The sequence below is a fragment of the Mycobacterium terramassiliense genome, assembly GCF_900157385.1.
Taxonomy (GTDB): Bacteria; Actinomycetota; Actinomycetes; order Mycobacteriales; family Mycobacteriaceae; genus Mycobacterium; species Mycobacterium terramassiliense.
The window spans coordinates 123,159-142,331 of sequence record NZ_LT717701.1; the positions used below are offsets into that span (position 1 = coordinate 123,159).

Sequence of the window (19,173 nt, forward strand, 5' to 3'; positions counted from 1 at the left end):
CCTGGACGAGTCCGATCCCTTTCGACTCCGGCTACTCGACGGCCTCGCCGCCGCGATCGGCGAGCGCGGCTACCGCGCCAGCACCGTCGCCGACGTGGTCCGCCATGCCCGCACGTCGAAGCGCACCTTTTACGACCAGTTCGCCAGCAAGGAGGAGTGCTTCCTCGAGTTGCTGCGCGCCGACATCGAGAAGCTCGGCGAGAGCATCGCCTCCGCCGTCGATCCCGAGGCGGACTGGCACCGGCAGATTCGTCAGGCCGTCGAGGCCTATGTCGGACACATGGAGGCCCGCCCGGCCATCACCTTGAGCTTGATTCGCGAGCTCCCGTCGCTGGGCCACGTCGCCCGCCCGGTTCAGCGCCGCGGCGTGCAGTTGTTGTCCAACCTGCTGATCGACCTCAGCGCGAGCCCGGGGTTTCGCCACGCGGAGCTGCCGCCGTTGACCGCGCCACTGGCCGTGATCCTGCTGGGCGGTCTGCGGGAGCTGACCGCGCTGTCGGTGGAAGACGGTCGACCCGTCCGCGACATCGTTGAACCGGCCGTCGACGCCTCCATAGCCCTACTGGGCCCGCGAAGTTAGGCTCGTCGCGGACCCCAACCGACTTGGAGGATTGCGATGCGGCTGTCGACGCGGAACCAGCTCAAGGGAACCATCACCGAAGTCGATCTCGGCAGCGTGATGGCGATCGTCAAGGTGAAGCTTGACGGTGGCGACCAGATCGTCACGTCCTCGGTCACCAAGGACGCGGCGACCGACCTCGGCCTGGCGGTCGGTCAGCCGGCCACGGTGTTCATCAAGTCCACCGAGGTCACCATCGGCGTCGAGTGACACCGAAAACGGCCCAGCACTTCAACTTTCGGCGCGCAGGAAGGCCCTCAGGCGGTCGAGGACCAGCTCGGGGCGCTCCTCGACGATCCAGTGGCCGGCGCCCTCGACGATCTCGACCTCGAAATCGCTGATGCGGTCGGCGTATCCGTCCAGCAGGTCCACCGTGAGCACGGGATCCTTCGTCCCACTCAGCCAGCGGACCGGCACCTCGACGCGGGCGTCGTTGTATTCGCCGCGCAGCCAGCGCAGCAGCTCCGTGCTCAGGAAGGTGCGATACCACCGCGAGCCCGCCAACGCATGCCCGGGCTGGCGCATGCACTCGATGTAGAAGCGGACGTCGGCCTCGGGCACCAGGTAGTCCCCGCCGACCCACGAGGCCAGCATCCGATAGAACCGGGCCTTCGGATCGCCGACCACGCGCGGGCCGATCACCGGCAGCGCTATCGGGATTTGGTACCAGAACCGCCAGACGTTGCGCAGCAGCTTGAGGTTGGGCTTGGTCCATGGTGCGGAGGTGTTCATCCCGAAAAATCCGCTGACCTTCTCCGGATGACGCAGCATCATCGTGAACGCGACCGGGCCGCCCCAGTCATGGGCGGCCAGTTTGACGGTCGCGACGCCCAAACGGTCCAGGACCGCGGCCAAGTCGTCGGCCATGTCGTTCTTGAGGTATCGGGACGGCGGTGCCGAACTCCACCCCGCCCCCCGGAGGTCGGGGCACAGCACGCGATACCCGTCGGCGGCGAGCGGACCGATCAGTTCGTGCCATTCCCACCAGTTCTGGGGAAAGCCGTGTACGAGCATCACCGCGGGCCCGTGGGCCGGACCGGCGTCCGCGACGTGGATGGTGACACCGTCGCCTAGCTCGATGTACCTGTGTTCGACACCGTCCAGCGCGGGCATAGCGACCATGTGTTGAGAAGGTACTCGACGCCGCGAAACGCGCGTGCGAACGGGGTTAGCCCAGGAACCGTTCCAGATAGGACGCGAAGCGCGCCCGCAGGCTGTCCTCCGCGAGCCCGAACATCTCGTAAGAGGTTTCGACGTTTCCGAGCCGGCCGCGCTGGTGGTCCGAAAGGTAGTCGGCGACCGCCCCGCGCACCGGTTCCGTGAACGGCTCGCCGGCCAGCGCGTACACCCGCTCAGCGACGCCGAGTTCATCGGCCATGAAATCGTCGAAGCGAACGTCGATCGAGCGTTCCGGACCGATCGTGTCGCGGTCGCGGACGAGTGCCGCCAGCATCTGGTCGAGCCGGTCGACCCAGTATCGGGCGATCTGCGGCACCGGCACGGGCGAGCGGTGCATGCGCGCCGAGTAGGTGATCATCGCGATCATCGACAGCGCCACGGGGACCGGGTCTCGGTGGGTGAACACCACGATGCTGTCGGGGAAAACGCGGTCCAACACCGGCACCTGCTCGAGGTGCTGGGGCGACTTGAGCAGCCAGCGCCGCCCGCCGCGCAGAAACTGCATGGCCTTGAGTTGCCGGGCGAGGTATGCGTAGTGCCGCGTCTGATCGTGGGCCTGGTAGTAGTCGCGCCAGCGCGGCACGTCGGCCAGCGTTTCGAAGAGCATCGTCGAAAAGTCGTTGGCCAGCAGCTGAATTTCTTCGTGGACGTGATCGGTGGTCATCTCGTGCATGAGCGGGAAATACGGCATCACGGTGTTGATCACCCCGACCCCGACGTCCATCCGGACCCGCCGCGGGTCGGGCTCGAGGCCCGCCTCCTGCGGCAGCGGAAACGGTTCGACACTTTCCCAGTACGGCATGGTGCGGAAGGTGGGCGCCGCCGCGAGCAGGTTGTGCAGATGGGTGGTTCCGGTGCGGGGCAGGCCGGCGATCACGATCGGCGGCACCAGCTCGATGTCGTCGATGTCGGGATGCCGGCTCAGCAGGTCGCTGAACAGGAGCCGGTTCTTGAGCAGCTGCAGCAGCTGCGCGTAGAAGTTGACCGCGCCCGCCGCGTGCAACCCGTCGATCTCGCGCAGCGCGGCGAGGTACACGTCGAGCCGTTCTCGATAGTCCTCCGGACCGAAATCGGTCAGGCCGGTATCGGCGGCGGCCCGGGCATGCAGCGCGTCGGCGTCCAGCGGACAGTCCGGCGCCAGCGTCGCCATCATGTCGAGAATTTGCTGCGCCTCGACACTGAAGCGGGGCTGGGCGAGGTCGTCGAGGCGTACGGCGTCGGTCACGGCGACTTATGTTACTCTCGGTTTCGTAATGGTAGTGGATTTTGGCCGACCCCGCGACCCACGCATCGACGGCGCGGTGCTGAGCGCGACCGTCGAACTGCTCGCCGAGACGGGTTATGCCGGACTGTTGGTCTCCGCGATCGCCGAACGGGCCGGCACCAGCAAGCCCGCGATCTATCGCCGGTGGCCGAGCAAGGCGCACCTCGTCCACGAGGCGGTGTTTCCGATCGGCGCGGCAACCGAGCTGCCCGATACCGGAACGTTGCCCGAGGACCTGCGCGAAATGGTCCGTCGCTCAATGGCTTTCCTGACGACACCGCCTGCCAGGGCGGCCCTACCCGGCCTGGTCGCCGAAATGGCCGCGGACCCAACCCTGCACTCGGCGCTGTTGGAACGATTCGCCGGAGTCATCGGCGGCGGCCTCGCCGAGTTGCTGCGGCGGGCCGCGGGCCGCGGCGAGGTTCGGCCCGACGTGACCGCCGCCGAATTGACCGAGGCCATCGCCGGCATCACTCTGATGGGCCTTTTGACCCGCGTCGGTGAGCTCGACGACGCGTGGGTCGACCGCACGACGATGTTGCTCCTGAAGGGAATCAGCGCATGACGCACGAATCGACCACCGCGTGGAGAGAGCTACTGGCCACCCTCGGGGATCTTGACCGCGGCTTCCTCGAGGGCGACCGGGCGGTGACCGATGACCGTCACATCGCCGACGGCTACCGCACCCTGGCCACCACGCTGGGCGTCGCCCTGGACGCCTACCTGTTCCCCGAGCCCGGCCGGCCGCAGTTCGTCGCGGTGAACACGCCGTTCCGCCGCGACCGCCGCTGGGGCGGCGACAACACCGACGCCTACTACTACCTGTGCCCGGTCGATCCGGAGCGGCGCTACCGCATCAGTGGCAATCGCGGTGACAGCGCGTACTTTTCGGTGACGGCCTACAACGAGCCGTCGCCCGGCGCCTGGTCGGACCGGGTCGTGTCGATAGTCCGCGACACTGACCTTGACGTCGACGCCGACGGCAACTTCAGCTTCGACTTCCCCCCGACACCCGACGCGGCCGTGCTGATGACCCGCGACTACCAGGCCGATCCGCTGACCGGGCGCCCGGTCGTCTGGCAGATCGAGGCGCTCGACGAGCCGGACCCGATTCGGCACGGCGACGCCGAGACGGCCGCGAGCCTGCGCGCGGCCGCCACCTGGCTGCGCACGATGTTCGCCATCGTCCCGCTGGCCGTCGGGACGCGGGTGGATGATCAACATGGGTTGGGACACGAGACCGCCCATGCCGCCAACGAATTCGCCGATCCCTACCAGGTGCCCGACGCCAACTTCGGCTGGTCGGCGCGCGATGCCTGTTACTCCTACGGCAGCTTCGTGCTCGACGACGACGAGGCGCTGGTGATCACCCACCGACCACCCGCATGCAGGTTCTGGAACCTGGTCGTGTGGAACCAGTTCATGGCCACCTTCGGCGCGTCGGATGCGCGCTGCTCGGTCAACGGGCACAGCGCCGCGCTCAACAGCGACGGGTCGGTGACCGTCGTCTTGTCGCGCGCGATGACGGCGCACCCGAATTCGCTGACCACGCTGGACTATCCACGCGGCAACCTCGCCTTCCGCTGGTTCCTGGCCGATGGGGTGCCGAAGCGCCCGGAGGTGAAACTCGTGAAGGCGGCCGAGGCCCCGACCGCCACCACCTAGCCCGCCGCAGGTGGGCCCTGGGTACGGAAAGCGGCGGGCGAATTCGTGCCTAAGCCCCACGCTCAGCGCTCAGACTTCGCCGACCAACTCGATGGCGCGGCCGAGCGTGCGCAGTTTGGCTTCTAGCGTGTCCCCGGCGGGATACAGCCGCACGGTGTTCACGCCGGCGTCTCGCCACACCGCAAGCCGCGCGCGGACCATCTCCTCCGTACCGATGAGCGTGGTGGCCAGCACCATTTCGTCGGTCACCAACCCCGCCGCGCCGTCTCGGTCGCCGCGCTGCCAGCGATCGCGTACCTCTGCGGCGATCTCGGCCCAGCCCTGCCGGCTGTAGGCCTGGTTGTAGTAGTTGGTGCTCGACGACCCCATGCCGCCCAGGCTGAAGGCGAGCTCCTTCTTGCGGCCCGCGATCATCCCGCGCAGCTCGTCCTCGTCCGCGGCGAAGGCGACCTCGGCGCCCTGGCAGATGTCGATGTCGGCGCGGCCGCGGCCGGCGGCGGCCAAGCCCTCGTCCAGGTGGGCAAAGTAGGCGTCCCCGGCGCCCTCCGGCACGAAGCTGGTGCCCAGCCACCCATCGGCGATCCGCCCGGTCAGCCGCAGCATCGCGGGTGACAGCGCCGCCAGGTAGATCGGGACCGCGTGCTCGGGCCGGGTCGACAACCGCATCGGCACCGCTTCACCGCCGGGCCGCGGGATCTGGAATTCCTTGCCGGAGTAGGAGATCTTGCCTCCGCCGAACGCCTGCCGCACGACGTCGACGGTTTCGGCGATACGCGCCAGCGGCCGCTCGAACGCGACGCCGTGCAGGCCCTCGATCACCTGCGGGCCCGACGCCCCCAGCCCCAGCAGGAACCGCCCGTTCGACAGGTTGGCCAGTGTGATCGCGGTCTGCGCTACCAGCACGGGCGAGCGGGTGCCGACCTGCAGGATGCCGGAGCCGAGCAACATCCGGTCGGTTCGCGCCGCGAGGTAGCCTAGGGCCGACGGCGCGTCCGCACCCCACGCCTCGGCCACCCAACACACGTCCAGACCCAGCTTTTCCGCCTCGACGGCGAAGGTGACGACTTCGGTTGCGGCGCTGGATAACTCAACCGTCGTCGCGGTCCGCATCAACGCACTCCGCGTTCGGCCAGCCTCTTGATGGCGGCCAGCGTCTTGCCGATCGCGGCCTCGAACTCCCGCATCCGCACGAAGACGATCTTTTCCTCTTTGTCGGGCATCGATTCGATGGCCGACGACAACCCCGACCGGCCCGGGCCCATCTGCATCCAAAAGCTCAGGCTGGTCCCGCCGTCACGCGGCGCCAGCCTAAACCGCCAGGTCGCCGAAGGGTTTTTGATTTCGCCTACCGCCCAAGCGAATTCGCGCGGGTGATCGCAGGCGACAATCTGCGAGGTGGTGGTCCACTGGCCGAACGCCTCGTGCTCGTTGTGTCCGAGGAAGCGGGCGCCGACGCGAGGCCGGTCCGATCCATCGGCCCATTCCACGGCCTTCAACTCGTTGCTGAACGTGGGCATCAGCTCGATGTCGGAAATCAGGTCCCACACCCGCTCCGGGTCGGCGTCGATCCACGTCGAGGCCTCCACCGTCGGGGTGTCCGCGTAGCGCGCGCCGGTCCATTCCACGGACCTCATTGTCCCCCTCGCCCGGCGCGAGGCAATGCCCCCCGACGGATATCGGGGGGCGCTGGCCTCGGCGCAGCCTCAGGCTCAGGCGGCGACGGCGACCCGATCGGCGGGCTGGTCGGGGCTGGGCTTCCGCGTCCACGAGTCCGGGAAGGTCAGCTTGACGATCTTGCGGACGACGGTGCCGAACTGCCTCATCAGCGGGCCGCGGTTGTAGGGGATGCCGTATCGCTGGCAGATCTCCTGCACTTCCGGCGCGATGTCGGCGTACCGGCGCGCCGGCATGTCGGGGAACAGGTGGTGCTCGATCTGGTGCGAGAGGTTTCCGGACAACAGGTGAAAAAGCTTGCCCCCGGTCAGGTTTGCCGACCCCAGGACCTGGCGGAAGTACCACATGCCGCGGGACTCGTCCTGGGTCTCCTCGACGGTGAACTCCTGGGTGCCGTCCGGGAAGTGGCCGCAGAAGATGATCATGTACGACCACACGTTGCGCATCAGGTTGGCCGACATGTTGCCGGCAAAGACGAACGGGGCGAACGGCCCGGCAAGCAGCGGGAAGGCGACATAGTCCTTGAGCGTCTGCCGGCGGGTCTTCTGCCAGATCTCGCGCAGCACCTCGCGCTTGTCGCGCAGCCGGATCTCCCCGGAGCGGATGCGCTCGGTCTCCAGCTCGTGCAGCGCGACGCCGTACTGGAACAGCACCATGAGCAGGAAGGCGTACACCGGGTTGCCGATGAAGTATGGCGTCCAGCGCTGGTCCTCGCTCATGCGCAGGATGCCGTAGCCGATGTCGCGGTCCATCCCCACGATGTTGGTGTGCGTGTGGTGCATGTAGTTGTGCGAATGCCGCCACTGATCGGCGGGGCAGGCCGTGTCCCACTCGAAGGAGCGGCCGGAGATCGCCGGGTCGCGCATCCAGTCGTACTGCCCATGCATGATGTTGTGGCCGATCTCCATATTGTCCAGGATCTTGGACACGCCCAGCATCGCGGTGCCCAGCGGCCACGCCGGCGGCAGGAATAGCAGTGCCCGGCCGCCGACTTCCAGCGCGCGCTGCGCTTTGATGACGCGGCGGATGTAGTCGGCGTCCTCTTCGCCCAGGTCCGCCATCACGCGTTCCTTGATGGCGTCGAGCTCGCGGCCGAACGCCTCGGCCTGCTCGGGGATCAGGGTAATTTTGTTGTCTGACATGGCATTTCTCCTCTCCTTGGTGAGAGTTAGAGGGATAGGTCGACGTCGCCGACCGGGACGGACACGCAGATCTGCACATCCTCGTCGGGTTGGGTCGACACCGCGCCGGTGACCAAGTTGCGCACGGTTCCGGCGGTCTTGAGCCGCGTGCACGTGTGGCAGATGCCCATCCGGCACCCACTCTGCGGCGTCAGCCCGGCCGACTCGGCCTGCTCCAGCAGCGACCGGCCGTCGTCGACGACGTCGATCCCGCTGTCGGCGAACGTGATTCGCCCGCCCGTCGGGTCGGCCGGTGCGTCGAGCACCGGCGGCACGAAGCTTTCGGTGTAGACGTTGCCGCAGTGTTTCCGCACCGCCTCGACCAAAGCCGGCGGCCCGCAGACGAATACCGCGTCCGGGTTGGGCAGGGCGGCGGCCAGGTGCTCCGGCCCGAAGCGGCCGACGAGGTCGCCAGCGCCGGAGCGGGTGTAACCGTGCAGGACGCGGATGCCGGACCGATCGTGGTGGGCGGCCAGCTCGTCGCGGTAGCACGCCTCGGCGGGCGTGCGGGCGTAGTGCACGAAGGCGACCTCGCCCCGGTGGCGCTCGGCGATCAGCGTGCGCAGCATCGCCATGACCGGCGTGATGCCGCTTCCGCCGGAGACGAGCAGGATCCGGCGCGGCCGTACCGCGGGCAATACGAAGTCGCCGCCGACGCCGGCCAGGCCGACCACCATGCCGCGGTGGGCCCGCTCGTACAGGTAGCTCGAGACCAGCCCACCGTCGTGGTGGCCGATCGTCAGCTCGAGGGTGGCGCCGCCTTCGGCATTGGCCGGCGAGTAGCAGCGGCTGTGCCGGCGACCGTCGATGTCGACGGTGAGGTTGACGTACTGGCCGGCTTGGACGGTGTACTTGGACGTGAAGGTCTCATTGGGGGCGAGCGTGAGCGTGACGCTGCGCGGCGTGGTGCGGCGCACGTCGATGACCTTGGCGCGGGCCTCGCCCAGCGTCCAGGTCGGCGCCACCAGCTCGGTGTACCGGTCCACGCCGTGCGGACCGGTGAGCAGGTCCAGCAGGTCCGAACCCAGCACTCGCTTCCGCAATGTTTGCGCGAGATTCCGAGTCGCTGTTTGAGTGAACATATGTACACCGTGCGACCAGACCGCCCTGGTAGTCAAGGGTTTTGTGCCTGTTTGTGGTAGGGTTCACATAGTGAACAGCCGTGCTCCTAGCTCACGGTCGCATCGGTCGGGCCGCGAGCGCTCACGCGAGAACCTGTCACGCGAGGAGCGCAAGGAGGTCACCCGTCGCGCGATCATCGCCGCTGCGTTGAAGCTGCTGCAGGATCGCAGCTTTTCCAGCCTGAGCCTGCGCGAGGTGACCCGGGAGGTCGGGATTGTTCCGGCGGGCTTCTACCGGCACTTCGAGTCGATGGAGGCGCTTGGGCTGGTCCTGATCGACGAATCATTTCGCACCCTGCGGGACACCCTGCGGGGGGCGCGCGCCGGCAAACTGGACCCCAACCGGGTGATCGAATCGTCGGTCGAGATCGTCGTCGCCAGCATCACCGAACGCCGCGAGCACTGGCGGTTCATCTACCGGGAACGCTCGGGCGGGGTGACCGTCCTGCGCTACGCGATCCGCACCGAGCTGCGCCTGATCACCTCCGAGCTGGCCACCGACCTCGCCCGCTTCACCGGCCTGAATGCGTGGAGCACCGAGGACCTGAACATACTGGCGACCCTGTTCGTCAATTCGATGATCGTCATCGCCGAGGCGATCGAGGACGCGCAGACTACGGAGGCCCTGGAAGACATCCGGCGGGCGGCGGTCAAGCAGCTGCGGATGATCACCATCGGGATCGCCGGCTGGCGGAGCAGTCCATGAGCACGGCCACCCCGTCAGGGCAGTGAACAACCGAACACTAACTTGCGGCCTACTCGTCGACGACCTCGTACAACGAGTCGCCGTCTTCGGGGGTGCCGTCGATCTGGCCGCGGTGGGCGCGCCCGGGACCACCGTCGTCGCTCGCGCCGGCCCCCAAGGTCGCGTCGGCCGAAACGTCCGGTTCTTCCTCGGCAAGTCGATCGTCGAGGGATTCGCCTTCGCGCTCCTCGCGGGCGGTCATCCCGAAGCGATTCGCTTCGCTCCAGTCCTCGGGTGGGTCGACGACGATGTCGCCGTCGTCGTTGCGCAGCTCGTCGGAGTCGGTGCCTTCGCTCGCGCTCAGGGTGTCGCCCGGGCCGCCCTCCTCGGGAAAGTCGGCGGGGTCGACCAAGTCTCCTGTGTTGCTAGCCATACTCCACGGTTGCCCCGGGGCCCCGTGATTAAACGCGGCGTACCGCTCACTGCGGCGTGCGCCACATCGTCCAGAGCGGTGGGCCGCCGTGGGGCAACCGGGTCTCCTGGGTGACGGTGAAGCCGAAACGTTCGTAGTACGGGACGTTCTCGGGTTTGCTCGACTCGAGATAGGCCGGGCAGTACTCGGCGTCGCAGCGGTCCAGCCGCGACCGCATCAGGGCCTGGCCGAAGCCCTGGCCGCGGACCGCAGGGTCGCTGCCGATGACGGCCAGATACCAGTGGGGTTCTTCGGGGTGGATGCCCTTCATGAGTTCCTGGACTTCGCGCGCCTTCGCCGAACGCGACCCGAACACCCTGATGAAGCTCGGCATCATCGCGAACTCCTCGCGACGCGAATGCCGCCAGCGATCGGGTGGGTCCCACAGCCCCGCCGCGCCGATACCCGGGCCGTCGCAGGCCACCTCGACGCCGCCACCGGCCAGATGATGGTGGCGGGTGATCGCCGCGAATAACCGGCGCGCTTGCGCGGAGCGCCCGCGCTCGTCGGGAAGGATCCACATGATGACCGGATCGTCGTAGAAGGCCCGCGCCAAGGTGCGCGACAGATCGCGAATGTCGGCTTTGCGCGCGGGGCGCACTTCCGGGGTCGCGACGTCAGGCTAGTGGGTGTGATGCGCGCCGGGACGGGTATGCCGATCCGGTGACCGGGATCTCGCGGCGAGCGTTCGGGCGAGTGGCCGCGGGCGCGGGCGTGCTGGGCAGCGTCGGATTCCCCGAAGGCTGCGCCACACCGGGATCCGGGCACGGCAGGCCCACCGGCGCACCGGCGGCAGCCAAGGGCGTGGGAGTCGTGCTCTCCCATGAGCAATTCCGCACCGACCAACTAATCGCGCAGGCACAGGCCGCCGAGCAAGGCGGCTTCCAGTACGTGTGGGCCAGCGACCACATCCAGCCGTGGCAGGACGACGAGGGGCACTCGATGTTCCCGTGGCTGACGCTGGCCCTGGTCGGCAACGCCACCAGCCGCCTCACGTTCGGCACCGGGGTGACCTGCCCGACCTACCGCTACCACCCCGCCACCGTGGCCCAGGCGTTCGCGTCCCTGGCCCTCCTCAGCCCGGGCAGGGTGTTTTTGGGGTTGGGCACCGGCGAGCGACTCAACGAACAGGCCACCACCAACACCTACGGCAACTACCGCGAGCGCCACGACCGGCTGATCGAGGCGATCGAAATGATCCGGCAACTGTGGAGCGGTTCGCGAATCTCTTTCGCGGGCCGCTACTTTCAGACCAATTCGTTGAAGCTTTACGACGTCCCGGCCAATCCGCCGCCAATCTTCGTGGCTGCCAGCGGCCCCAAGAGCGCAAAGCTGGCAGGCCAATACGGCGACGGCTGGATCACCCAGGCTCGCGACGTCACCAATGCGAAGTTGTTGGCCGCTTTCGGCGCCGGCGCCCAGGCCGTCGGGCGCGATCCCGCCAACCTGGTCAAGCGCGCCGAGTTGTTCGCCGTCGTCGGCGACAACATCCAGGCCACCCGCGCCGCCACCCTGTGGCGCTTCACCGCCGGAGCCGTCGATCAACCCAATCCCGTGGAGATCCAACGCGCCGCGGAGTCGAATCCGATCGGCAAGGTCTTGGACAACTGGGCGGTCGGGACCGATCCCGCGCCCCACATCGATGCCGTACAGAAGGTTCTCGACGCCGGAGCCGTACCGTTTCTGCACTTCCCGCAAGACGATCCCATCACCGCCATCGACTTCTACCGCACCAACGTCTTGCCCAAACTGCACTAAAGGTCGTCGAGGCTTTTCGCCTGCCGTTTCTTGCGTTTCAACGCATCTCACCCGGGTATTCGCGGATCAATCTCATGGAAGGCAAGGCATGGACGCAATCACTTTTCTTCGCCACGACCACAAGAGCGTGCTCGGTTTGTTCGAGTCGCTCGACGGTGCGCCGTCGAACGAGGGCGCCGCAAGCAGCGGCCTGGAGACGATGGTCAACAACCTCATCATCGCCGAGTCACAGCACGAAGCGATCGAAGAACAGTTCTTCTGGCCCGCGGTGCGGCGCGCGATCGAGAACGGAGACGCCCTCGCGGACAAGGCGATTGAGCAGGAGCAGGCCGGCAAGAAGCTGCTACAGCGGCTGGAGGACGGCACGCCGGGCGACCCGGATTACCACGAGGCCCTGCGGGAGTTCATCAAAGCCGGTCGCGAACACATCGCCTACGAACAAGACGTCGTATGGCCTCAGGTCGAAGCCGTGTTGAGCCGCGACGAACTCGAGAAGATCGGCGAAAAACTGGAAACCGCAAAGAAAGTGGCACCCACCCGTCCGCATCCCAACACCCCGCCCAATCCGGCCGTGCTCAAGACCGTCGGCATGGGCGCCGCGGTCGTGGACCACGTGCGCGACGCGGTCACCGGTCGAGCGGCGGACAACCCGCCGGACCCGCAGATCAAGTGAGCAGTCACGAACGTCGGGCGTCGATTCGATCGACGCCCGACGTTCGTCTACTCCCAGTTATCCTGTGGGCGTGTGCTGTTCGTGAGTGAATGGCTTTTCGGCCTCGACGGCCGGTGAGCCGTGCGGGTTCTGTTCTGCGCCCTTGTTCTGGCGCTTCGTTCCGCCCAGCCATTGCTGTTCGGGCTTTTCCACGTATTCCCATTCCATCCCCTTGGGCCACGGCCCCTGGCCTTCGTTCCACGGGCCGCGAATGGACTCGCCACCACCGTTGGACATGTTGAATGCCGTGTTCTGGAAGCGCGGATCACCCGGCAGCTGGCCGGGCGGGAAGTTCACGGGAAGCTCGTTGAGCGCGGCGGTGAACTGCTGATAATGCGCCACCTCGCGCGTCATCAGAAAGCTCAGGGTGTCCTGCACGCCGGGATCGTCGGTGAACTGTTTGAGGTACTCGTAGACGACTTTCGCCCGGGACTCCGCGGCCACGTTGTTGCGGAGGTCCACCGAAGGGTCGCCGTTGGCGTCGATGAACGCGCCGGTCCAGTTGTTTCCCGCGGAGTCCTTGACGTCCGGGCCGCCGCCGCTGAGCACCAGAAACAGCGGGTTGATCGCGACCTGGTGGATGATCGAGTCCCGACCATCCGTGCTGGCCACCGCCGGCATCCAGTCACACTGCTCATTGGCGATCTTCAGGTTGTCGTTGAGACCGTCGAGCAGCATCGTGATCATCGATCCGACCATTTCGAGGTGGCTGAGCTCCTCGGTCGCGATGTCCATGAACAGGTCGTACATCTTCGGGTTCTTCTGCCGCAAAACGAAAGCCTGCGTGAAGTACTGCAGCGCCGCGGTGAGCTCCCCATTGGCACCGCCGAATTGCTCCATCAGCAGCGACGCGAACCGTGGATCGGGTCGGTCCACGCGGACCTCGAACTGGAGATCTTTGTTGTGCACAAACATATTGCCTGCCTAAAAGTTCTGAGTTCATGAAAGTTCTGAGATGTCCCGTTAACGGCGGATACCCGGGGCTTTTGGGGCCAAACTGTCGGTCGGCCAATCCGGGGAGCGCCCGGCGATCACGCCGCGGCCAGGGCCGCCGCGGAGTGACGCGCGGCGCGAGATCGTGGACAATCCGTACACATGGTGTCTTCAGACCCTGAATCCAGGCACGAGCTGGCCGTCCGCATGGCCGAACTCGCGCGCCACATCGCCGCGCCCCGCAGCGTCGACGACGTTCTCTCCGACGTCACTGCGGCGGCGGTGCAGCTGATACCGGGGGCTGACGTCGCGGGAGTGCTGCTCGTAAAACAGGGCGGGGAGTTCGAATCCGTTGCGGATACGGACAGCTTGGCCGCGCAGCTCGACAAGCTGCAGCACGATTTCGGCGAAGGGCCCTGTGCTGACGCCGCACTCAAACAGACCATTGTGCGGTCGGACGACATGCGCGATGAGCCTCGCTGGCCCCGATATGCGCCCGCGGCCGTTGAACACGGCGTTCTCAGTAGCCTGTCGTTCAAGCTGTACACCGCGGACCGCACCGCCGGCGCGCTCAACCTGTTCAGCTTCAAAGTCGGTGCGTGGGACGCCGACGCCGAGACGATCGGATCGGTGTTCGCCGCGCACGCCGCCGCCGCGATCTTGGCCGGGCGCCACGGTGAGCAAATGCAAGCGGCGCTGACCACACGCGACCGCATCGGTCAGGCCAAGGGCATCATCATGGAACGCTACGGCGTGGACGACGTGCGCGCTTTCGAGATGTTGCGGGCGCTTTCCCAGGAGAGTCAGACCAAGCTCGCCGAGATCGCCCAGCGCGTCATCGAGACCCGCGGCGACGACTGACCCGCTGCCGCCGCCATCTAGGATGAGATGGCCTTATCAACGAGTCCGGCGCGGCGCTGCGCCGGGGAACGGTGGGCCACGGTGTGGGACTTCGAAACGGACCCGGAATACCAGGCGAAGCTGGACTGGGTCGAAAAATTCATGACGGACGAACTCGAACCGCTCGATCTCGTCGCGCTCGATCCATATGACAAGAAGAACGCCGAGATGATGGCCATCCTGCGGCCGCTGCAGCAGCAGGTGAAGGACCAAGGGTTGTGGGCCGCGCACCTGCGGCCCGACCTCGGCGGCCAGGGCTTCGGTCAGGTCAAGCTCGCGCTGCTCAACGAGATCCTCGGGCGCTCCCGCTGGGCGCCGTCGGTCTTCGGCTGCCAGGCCCCGGACTCCGGCAACGCCGAGATCCTCGCGCTGTTCGGCACCGACGAGCAAAAGGAGCGCTACCTGCAACCGCTGCTTGACGGCGAAATCACCTCCTGCTACTCGATGACCGAACCGCAAGGTGGTTCGGACCCCGGACAGTTCGTCACCGCCGCGACCCGCGACGGCGACTACTGGGTGATCAACGGCGAGAAGTGGTTTTCCACCAACGCCAAGCACGCGTCGTTTTTCATCGTCATGGCCGTCACCAACCCCGAGTCGCGCACCTACGACAAGATGTCTCTGTTCATCGTTCCGGCCGAGACGCCGGGCATCGAGATCGTGCGCAACGTGGGTGTGGGCGCCGAGTCCTCGAAGCGTGCCAGCCACGGCTACGTCCGCTACACCGATGTCCGCGTGCCCGCCGACCACGTGCTGGGTGGCGAGGGTCAGGCGTTCATGATCGCGCAGACCCGGCTTGGGGGTGGCCGGATCCACCACGCGATGCGCACAATCGCGTTGGCGCGCAGCGCCTTTGACATGATGTGTGAGCGTGCGGTGTCGCGCAAGACCAGACATGGTCGGCTGTCCGATTTCCAGATGACCCAGGAGAAGGTCGCCGACAGCTGGATCCAGATCGAGCAGTTCCGGCTGCTGGTGTTGCGCACCGCGTGGCTCATCGACAAGCACCACGACTACCAGAAGGTGCGCCGTGACATCGCCGCGGTGAAGGTCGCGATGCCCCAGGTGCTGCACGACGTCGTGCAGCGGGCCATGCACCTGCACGGCGCGCTCGGCGTCTCCGACGAGATGCCCTTCGTCAAGATGATGGTCGCCGCCGAGTCGCTGGGCATCGCGGACGGAGCCACCGAGCTGCACAAGATGACGGTGGCGCGCCGCACGTTGCGCGAATACCAGCCCGTGGCAACGCCTTTCCCGTCTCAGCACATACCGGCACGGCGCGCCGAGGCCCAGGCCCGCCTGGCCGAGCGTCTCGAACACTCGATCGCCGAGTTTTAATCTCCGCGTCCGCGCCCTGCATTCGCGACACATAACCCTGTGCGACGACACGCCGTAAACCATCGCAACAGTTTATGTTTCGCGGTCGCCGACGATCTCGATCAGGAGATGTAGCGGACGATGCTTTCGGCCACACACGCCGGCTTGGCGGCACCCTCGATCTCGACGGTGGTCGACACCGTCGCCTGTACGGCGCCGTCGCCGAGATCGTCGACCTTGACCAGCGAGCTTTGCGCGCGCACCCGCGAGCCCACCGGCACCGGCGCGGGAAAGCGAACCTTGTTCAGGCCGTAATTGATTGCCAATTTGATGCCGTTGACGGTGTACATCTCGTGCTGCAACCGCGGCAGCAGTGCCAGCGTCATGAAACCGTGGGCGATGGTGGTGCCGAACGGGCCGGCGGCCGCCCGTTCCGGGTCAACGTGGATCCATTGGTGATCGCCGGTCGCGTCGGCGAACAGGTTGACGTCCTCCTGGGTGATGGTGACCCAGTCGCTCTGCCCGATCTGTTCGCCCGTGGCGGCGGCGAGGTCGGCCACTGAATCGAAGGTGCGCATTGGTCCTCCTCGGGGTGCTGACGATGCCCGCAATGCACCCTATCGGAGCCGGATCCTGGCCGTTTCGGGCGCCGCCGCGCGGGAAACCTAAATCCCATGCCGGAAAACAAGGGCCACAGAGCCGAGGAAGACGTAGAACCCGAAGCGCACCAGGCTCGATCGCGCGCCGCCGCGGGCGGCGACGGCTCGTACGTCGGAGCTAGTGGTCCCGACGACGCCATCGATGCCGGCGAGACGGGTGCTGAAGCCCGCAGTCAAGACGGCCAGCGGTAGCGCAAGATGGCCGTGTGAGGCTGCTGCTGATCGCCGACACCCACGTTCCCCTGCGCGCCCGCGACCTGCCCGCGCGGGTGTGGGACGAGGTTGCCGCCGCCGACGCCGTCGTGCACGCCGGTGACTGGGTATCGCCCGAATTGCTCGACGACCTGGAATCCAGGGCCGCGCGGCTGATCGCGTGCTGGGGAAACAACGACGGGCCGGCATTGCGGGCGCGGCTGCCGGAAAGGGCCGACGCCACCCTGGACGGACTGCGCCTCACCGTGGTCCACGAGACCGGGGTGGCGGCCGGGCGGGACGCGCGGATGTCGCGGCGCTACCCGGACAGCGACGTGCTGGTGTTCGGCCACAGCCACATCCCATGGGACACGACGACCGAAACGGGTCTGCGCCTGCTCAATCCGGGGTCGCCCACGGACCGTCGCCGGCAACCGCATTGCAGCTACATGACCGCCCAGGTGGTCAACGGCCAGCTGGCGGACGTCGTCCTGCATTTCCTCGACAAGTAGCTGGGAGCTAGCCCCTACACAGGCTGCGCACATATTTAGCTCGTAAACAGAGGTATATGGCTGCAGTGACAATGGGCACCGATCTGGTCGCCGAGGTTTTCGGCGTCGTCGGCAGGTTTCGCCGGCAACTTCGCCGGTCGGCCGGCCGCGGACTGGATTCCGCCCGCCTCAGCGAGGCGCAGGCGGAGCTGCTGTGGCTCGTAGGCCGGCGACCGGGGATCTCGGTCAGCGTCGCCGCCGCGGAGCTCGGCCTGGTGCCCAACACCGCGTCGACCCTGGTTTCCAAGCTGGTCGGCAACGGCTTGCTGATCCGGACCGTCGGCGAGACGGATCGCCGCGTCGGCCAGCTGCGGCTCGCCGAGCCAACCCAGCAACTCGTCGACGCGTCTCGGGCCGCGCGGCGGGCGTTGCTTTCCGACGTGCTCGGTGAACTAGATGACGACCAAATCGACTCCCTGACAAAGGGATTGGAGGTCCTTGACACGATGACACGACGACTACGGGAGCGGCGATCATGAGCGAACGACTGCCGATGGCGATCGACTGCCAAAACCTGACCTACCGCTACGGCCAGTTCACCGCGGTCGACGAGGTGACCCTGCAGGTCCGGCCGGGCGAGACCATGGGCCTGCTGGGGCCCAACGGCGCGGGAAAGACGACGCTGGTCCGCATGCTCACCACCCTGACGCCGGTGCAGCAGGGCGAACTACGCATTTTTGGCATGGACGCCCGCGATCAGACCGTGGACATCCGCAGCAATATCGGTTATGTCCCGCAACAACTTTCGATCGAACCGTCGTTGACCGGGCGGCAGAACGTGCAATGGTTCGCCCGGCTGTACGGTGTGCCGCGCGCGTGCCGGGCCGAGCGGGTGGCGCAGGCGCTGGATGCCATGGAGCTTCTCGACGTGGCCGACCGGCGCGCTGGAGCCTATTCCGGCGGCATGGTGCGCCGCCTCGAGGTGGCCCAGGCGCTGGTGAACCGCCCGTCGCTGCTGGTGCTCGACGAACCGACCGTCGGACTGGACCCGATCGCCCGCGACGGGGTCTGGCGGCAGGTGCAGAGCATGCAGGCCCAGTTCGGCATGACCGTGCTGCTCACCACCCATTACATGGAAGAGGCCGACGCGCTGTGCGATCGGGTCGCATTGATGCACCGAGGCCGGTTGCGCGCGGTGGGCACGCCCGCCGAGCTGAAATCGCGGGTGTCACCGGGCGCCACGCTCGAGGACGTCTTCCGCCACTACGCGGCGTCCGACCTCTCCGAGGAGTCGGAAGCTGCCGCGTCTTTCCGTGAAATCCGTTCCAGTAGAAAGGTTGCCAGCCGTGCCAGTTGACAGCGCCCGCAAGGCCCCCGCGGCCACCCTGGTTCGCGCCCCGCGCGGATGGCAACGCGTCCAGGCAACCCTGGCGCGCGTCGGCGCGTTCGCCATCGTCGAACTGCAGAAGCTGCAACACGATCGGACCGAACTCGTCACCAGGATGGTGCAGCCCGCGCTGTGGCTGCTGATCTTCGGTACGACCTTCAGCAAGCTGCACGTCATCCACACGGGGCCGGTGTCCTATCTCGCCTTCCTGGCACCGGGGATCATCGCCCAGTCGGCGTTGTTCATCTCGATCTTCTATGGGATACAGATCATTTGGGATCGCGACGCCGGGGTGCTCGCCAAGCTCATGGTGACGCCGGCGCCGGCATCCGCGCTGATCACCGGGAAGGCGTTCGCGGCCGGGGTGCGATCGGTCGCCCAGGTCGTCGGCGTGATGGCGCTGGCCTACCTGATGAACGTCGGCCTGACCGTCAACCCGCTGCGGATCCTGGCGGCGATGGCCGTGGTCATGCTCGGTGCCGGGTTCTTCGCCTGCCTGTCGATGACCCTGGCCGGCCTGGTCCTCAGTCGCGATCGCCTGATGGGCATCGGGCAAGCCATCACCATGCCGTTGTTCTTCGCGTCCAACGCGCTGTACCCCGTCGACGTGATGCCCTCCTGGCTGCACGCACTGAGCAAGGTCAACCCGCTCAGCTACGAGGTGGACGCGCTACGGGCCCTGTTGATCGGCACCCCCTTCAACCCGGTCGACGTCGTGGTGCTGGTGGTGGCCGCGGTGGTCGGAATCGCCACGGCGTCAACGCTTTTGCGACGCCTGGTCGCCTAGTTCCCGAGCGCCGATCGTGACCTGAACGTGACGATTCCCGGCCGAGGCCCAATCGTTAGGTAACCGCGATCTAGTCTCGCGGCCGCGACACACGAATTACGCCCTTCCCCTGTGTTTCACTGCGCTGGCGAACAGAATCGCCCGCATCAAGCGGCAGATGAAAGTTGGGATGGGTAG

24 protein-coding genes are annotated in these 19,173 nt (G+C 66.9%); 14 read left to right on the forward strand and 10 right to left on the reverse strand.

Annotated elements, in window-relative coordinates; genetic code table 11:
• The first annotated feature begins 1 nt into the window (after position 1).
• Positions 2–580, forward strand: a complete 579-nt coding sequence (locus MTAB308_RS15220; RefSeq protein ID WP_173842243.1) for a TetR/AcrR family transcriptional regulator — start codon at positions 2–4, stop codon at positions 578–580.
• A 36-nt stretch (positions 581–616) separates the two neighbouring features.
• Positions 617–829, forward strand: a complete 213-nt coding sequence (locus MTAB308_RS15225; RefSeq protein WP_066917306.1) for a TOBE domain-containing protein — start codon at positions 617–619, stop codon at positions 827–829.
• A gap of 21 nt (positions 830–850) precedes the next feature.
• Here the strand turns inward: MTAB308_RS15225 and MTAB308_RS15230 are convergent, their stop codons facing one another.
• Positions 851–1,741, reverse strand: coding sequence for an alpha/beta fold hydrolase (locus MTAB308_RS15230; protein WP_077100308.1), 891 nt, complete (start codon positions 1,739–1,741; stop codon positions 851–853).
• A gap of 46 nt (positions 1,742–1,787) precedes the next feature.
• Complete coding sequence (locus tag MTAB308_RS15235) at positions 1,788–3,023, reverse strand: sulfotransferase family protein (RefSeq protein WP_077100309.1); 1,236 nt, start codon at positions 3,021–3,023, stop codon at positions 1,788–1,790.
• A 28-nt stretch (positions 3,024–3,051) separates the two neighbouring features.
• Between MTAB308_RS15235 and MTAB308_RS15240 the strand changes: the two genes are divergently transcribed.
• The gene (locus tag MTAB308_RS15240) at positions 3,052–3,627 is read left to right on the forward strand and encodes a TetR/AcrR family transcriptional regulator (RefSeq protein WP_077100310.1); all 576 of its coding nucleotides are present in this window, start codon (positions 3,052–3,054) and stop codon (positions 3,625–3,627) included.
• Entirely contained in the window at positions 3,624–4,727 is a 1,104-nt protein-coding gene (locus tag MTAB308_RS15245) for a DUF1214 domain-containing protein (protein WP_077100311.1), read from the forward strand. Before MTAB308_RS15240 ends, MTAB308_RS15245 begins: the two co-directional genes overlap by 4 nt.
• Before the next feature lie 69 nt (positions 4,728–4,796).
• On the opposite strand, the gene MTAB308_RS15250 is transcribed toward MTAB308_RS15245, so the two are convergent.
• From MTAB308_RS15250 to MTAB308_RS15265, 4 genes are all read right to left on the reverse strand, one after another.
• Positions 4,797–5,837, reverse strand: a complete 1,041-nt coding sequence (locus MTAB308_RS15250) for an LLM class flavin-dependent oxidoreductase (RefSeq protein ID WP_077100312.1) — start codon at positions 5,835–5,837, stop codon at positions 4,797–4,799.
• Positions 5,837–6,361, reverse strand: coding sequence for an SRPBCC family protein (locus MTAB308_RS15255; protein ID WP_173842189.1), 525 nt, complete (start codon positions 6,359–6,361; stop codon positions 5,837–5,839). Before MTAB308_RS15255 ends, MTAB308_RS15250 begins: the two co-directional genes overlap by 1 nt.
• A 75-nt stretch (positions 6,362–6,436) precedes the next feature.
• Positions 6,437–7,543 carry a fatty acid desaturase family protein gene (locus MTAB308_RS15260; protein ID WP_077100314.1) on the reverse strand — a complete coding sequence of 369 codons (1,107 nt, stop codon included), beginning with the start codon at positions 7,541–7,543 and terminating at the stop codon, positions 6,437–6,439.
• 26 nt (positions 7,544–7,569) lie between these two features.
• Complete coding sequence (locus MTAB308_RS15265; RefSeq protein WP_077100315.1) at positions 7,570–8,664, reverse strand: ferredoxin reductase; 1,095 nt, start codon at positions 8,662–8,664, stop codon at positions 7,570–7,572.
• Positions 8,665–8,734: 70 nt separating this feature from the next.
• Between MTAB308_RS15265 and MTAB308_RS15270 the strand changes: the two genes are divergently transcribed.
• The gene (locus MTAB308_RS15270) at positions 8,735–9,409 is read left to right on the forward strand and encodes a TetR family transcriptional regulator (RefSeq protein ID WP_077100316.1); all 675 of its coding nucleotides are present in this window, start codon (positions 8,735–8,737) and stop codon (positions 9,407–9,409) included.
• A 49-nt stretch (positions 9,410–9,458) separates the two neighbouring features.
• Here MTAB308_RS15270 and MTAB308_RS15275 read toward each other — a convergent pair whose 3' ends face one another.
• A complete protein-coding gene (locus MTAB308_RS15275) occupies positions 9,459–9,821 on the reverse strand; it encodes a hypothetical protein (protein WP_077100317.1) in 363 nt (120 codons plus the stop codon).
• 46 nt (positions 9,822–9,867) lie between these two features.
• Positions 9,868–10,461 carry a GNAT family N-acetyltransferase gene (locus tag MTAB308_RS15280; RefSeq protein WP_077100318.1) on the reverse strand — a complete coding sequence of 198 codons (594 nt, stop codon included), beginning with the start codon at positions 10,459–10,461 and terminating at the stop codon, positions 9,868–9,870.
• A 62-nt stretch (positions 10,462–10,523) separates the two neighbouring features.
• Between MTAB308_RS15280 and MTAB308_RS15285 the strand changes: the two genes are divergently transcribed.
• Positions 10,524–11,618, forward strand: coding sequence for a F420-dependent hydroxymycolic acid dehydrogenase (locus MTAB308_RS15285; RefSeq protein ID WP_077100319.1), 1,095 nt, complete (start codon positions 10,524–10,526; stop codon positions 11,616–11,618).
• An 88-nt stretch (positions 11,619–11,706) separates the two neighbouring features.
• Positions 11,707–12,291: a hemerythrin domain-containing protein gene (locus MTAB308_RS15290; protein ID WP_077100320.1), complete on the forward strand. Its 585-nt coding sequence runs from the start codon at positions 11,707–11,709 to the stop codon at positions 12,289–12,291.
• 57 nt (positions 12,292–12,348) lie between these two features.
• Here the strand turns inward: MTAB308_RS15290 and MTAB308_RS15295 are convergent, their stop codons facing one another.
• Positions 12,349–13,245, reverse strand: a complete 897-nt coding sequence (locus MTAB308_RS15295) for a manganese catalase family protein (protein ID WP_077100321.1) — start codon at positions 13,243–13,245, stop codon at positions 12,349–12,351.
• Between the two features lie 180 nt (positions 13,246–13,425).
• Between MTAB308_RS15295 and MTAB308_RS15300 the strand changes: the two genes are divergently transcribed.
• Both MTAB308_RS15300 and MTAB308_RS15305 read left to right on the forward strand, forming a co-directional pair.
• Positions 13,426–14,124, forward strand: coding sequence for a GAF and ANTAR domain-containing protein (locus tag MTAB308_RS15300; protein ID WP_077100322.1), 699 nt, complete (start codon positions 13,426–13,428; stop codon positions 14,122–14,124).
• An 81-nt stretch (positions 14,125–14,205) separates the two neighbouring features.
• Positions 14,206–15,501 (forward strand): acyl-CoA dehydrogenase family protein, encoded by a 1,296-nt coding sequence (locus tag MTAB308_RS15305; RefSeq protein ID WP_216823701.1) that lies wholly within the window; start codon positions 14,206–14,208, stop codon positions 15,499–15,501.
• 101 nt (positions 15,502–15,602) lie between these two features.
• On the opposite strand, the gene MTAB308_RS15310 is transcribed toward MTAB308_RS15305, so the two are convergent.
• On the reverse strand, positions 15,603–16,058 hold the full coding sequence (locus tag MTAB308_RS15310; RefSeq protein ID WP_077100324.1) for a MaoC family dehydratase: 456 nt from the start codon (positions 16,056–16,058) through the stop codon (positions 15,603–15,605).
• 96 nt (positions 16,059–16,154) lie between these two features.
• Between MTAB308_RS15310 and MTAB308_RS29320 the strand changes: the two genes are divergently transcribed.
• From MTAB308_RS29320 to MTAB308_RS15330, 5 genes are read left to right on the forward strand one after another with little or no spacing between them, the layout of a single operon-like run.
• Positions 16,155–16,331: a hypothetical protein gene (locus MTAB308_RS29320; RefSeq protein ID WP_173842190.1), complete on the forward strand. Its 177-nt coding sequence runs from the start codon at positions 16,155–16,157 to the stop codon at positions 16,329–16,331.
• 14 nt (positions 16,332–16,345) lie between these two features.
• Entirely contained in the window at positions 16,346–16,843 is a 498-nt protein-coding gene (locus MTAB308_RS15315; RefSeq protein WP_077100325.1) for a metallophosphoesterase family protein, read from the forward strand.
• A gap of 56 nt (positions 16,844–16,899) precedes the next feature.
• Complete coding sequence (locus tag MTAB308_RS15320; protein ID WP_077100326.1) at positions 16,900–17,361, forward strand: MarR family winged helix-turn-helix transcriptional regulator; 462 nt, start codon at positions 16,900–16,902, stop codon at positions 17,359–17,361.
• Positions 17,358–18,179: an ATP-binding cassette domain-containing protein gene (locus MTAB308_RS15325; protein ID WP_077100327.1), complete on the forward strand. Its 822-nt coding sequence runs from the start codon at positions 17,358–17,360 to the stop codon at positions 18,177–18,179. Before MTAB308_RS15320 ends, MTAB308_RS15325 begins: the two co-directional genes overlap by 4 nt.
• A complete protein-coding gene (locus MTAB308_RS15330; protein WP_077100328.1) occupies positions 18,169–18,996 on the forward strand; it encodes an ABC transporter permease in 828 nt (275 codons plus the stop codon). The genes MTAB308_RS15325 and MTAB308_RS15330 overlap by 11 nt, the downstream gene beginning before the upstream one ends.
• Positions 18,997–19,173: the final 177 nt, after the last annotated feature.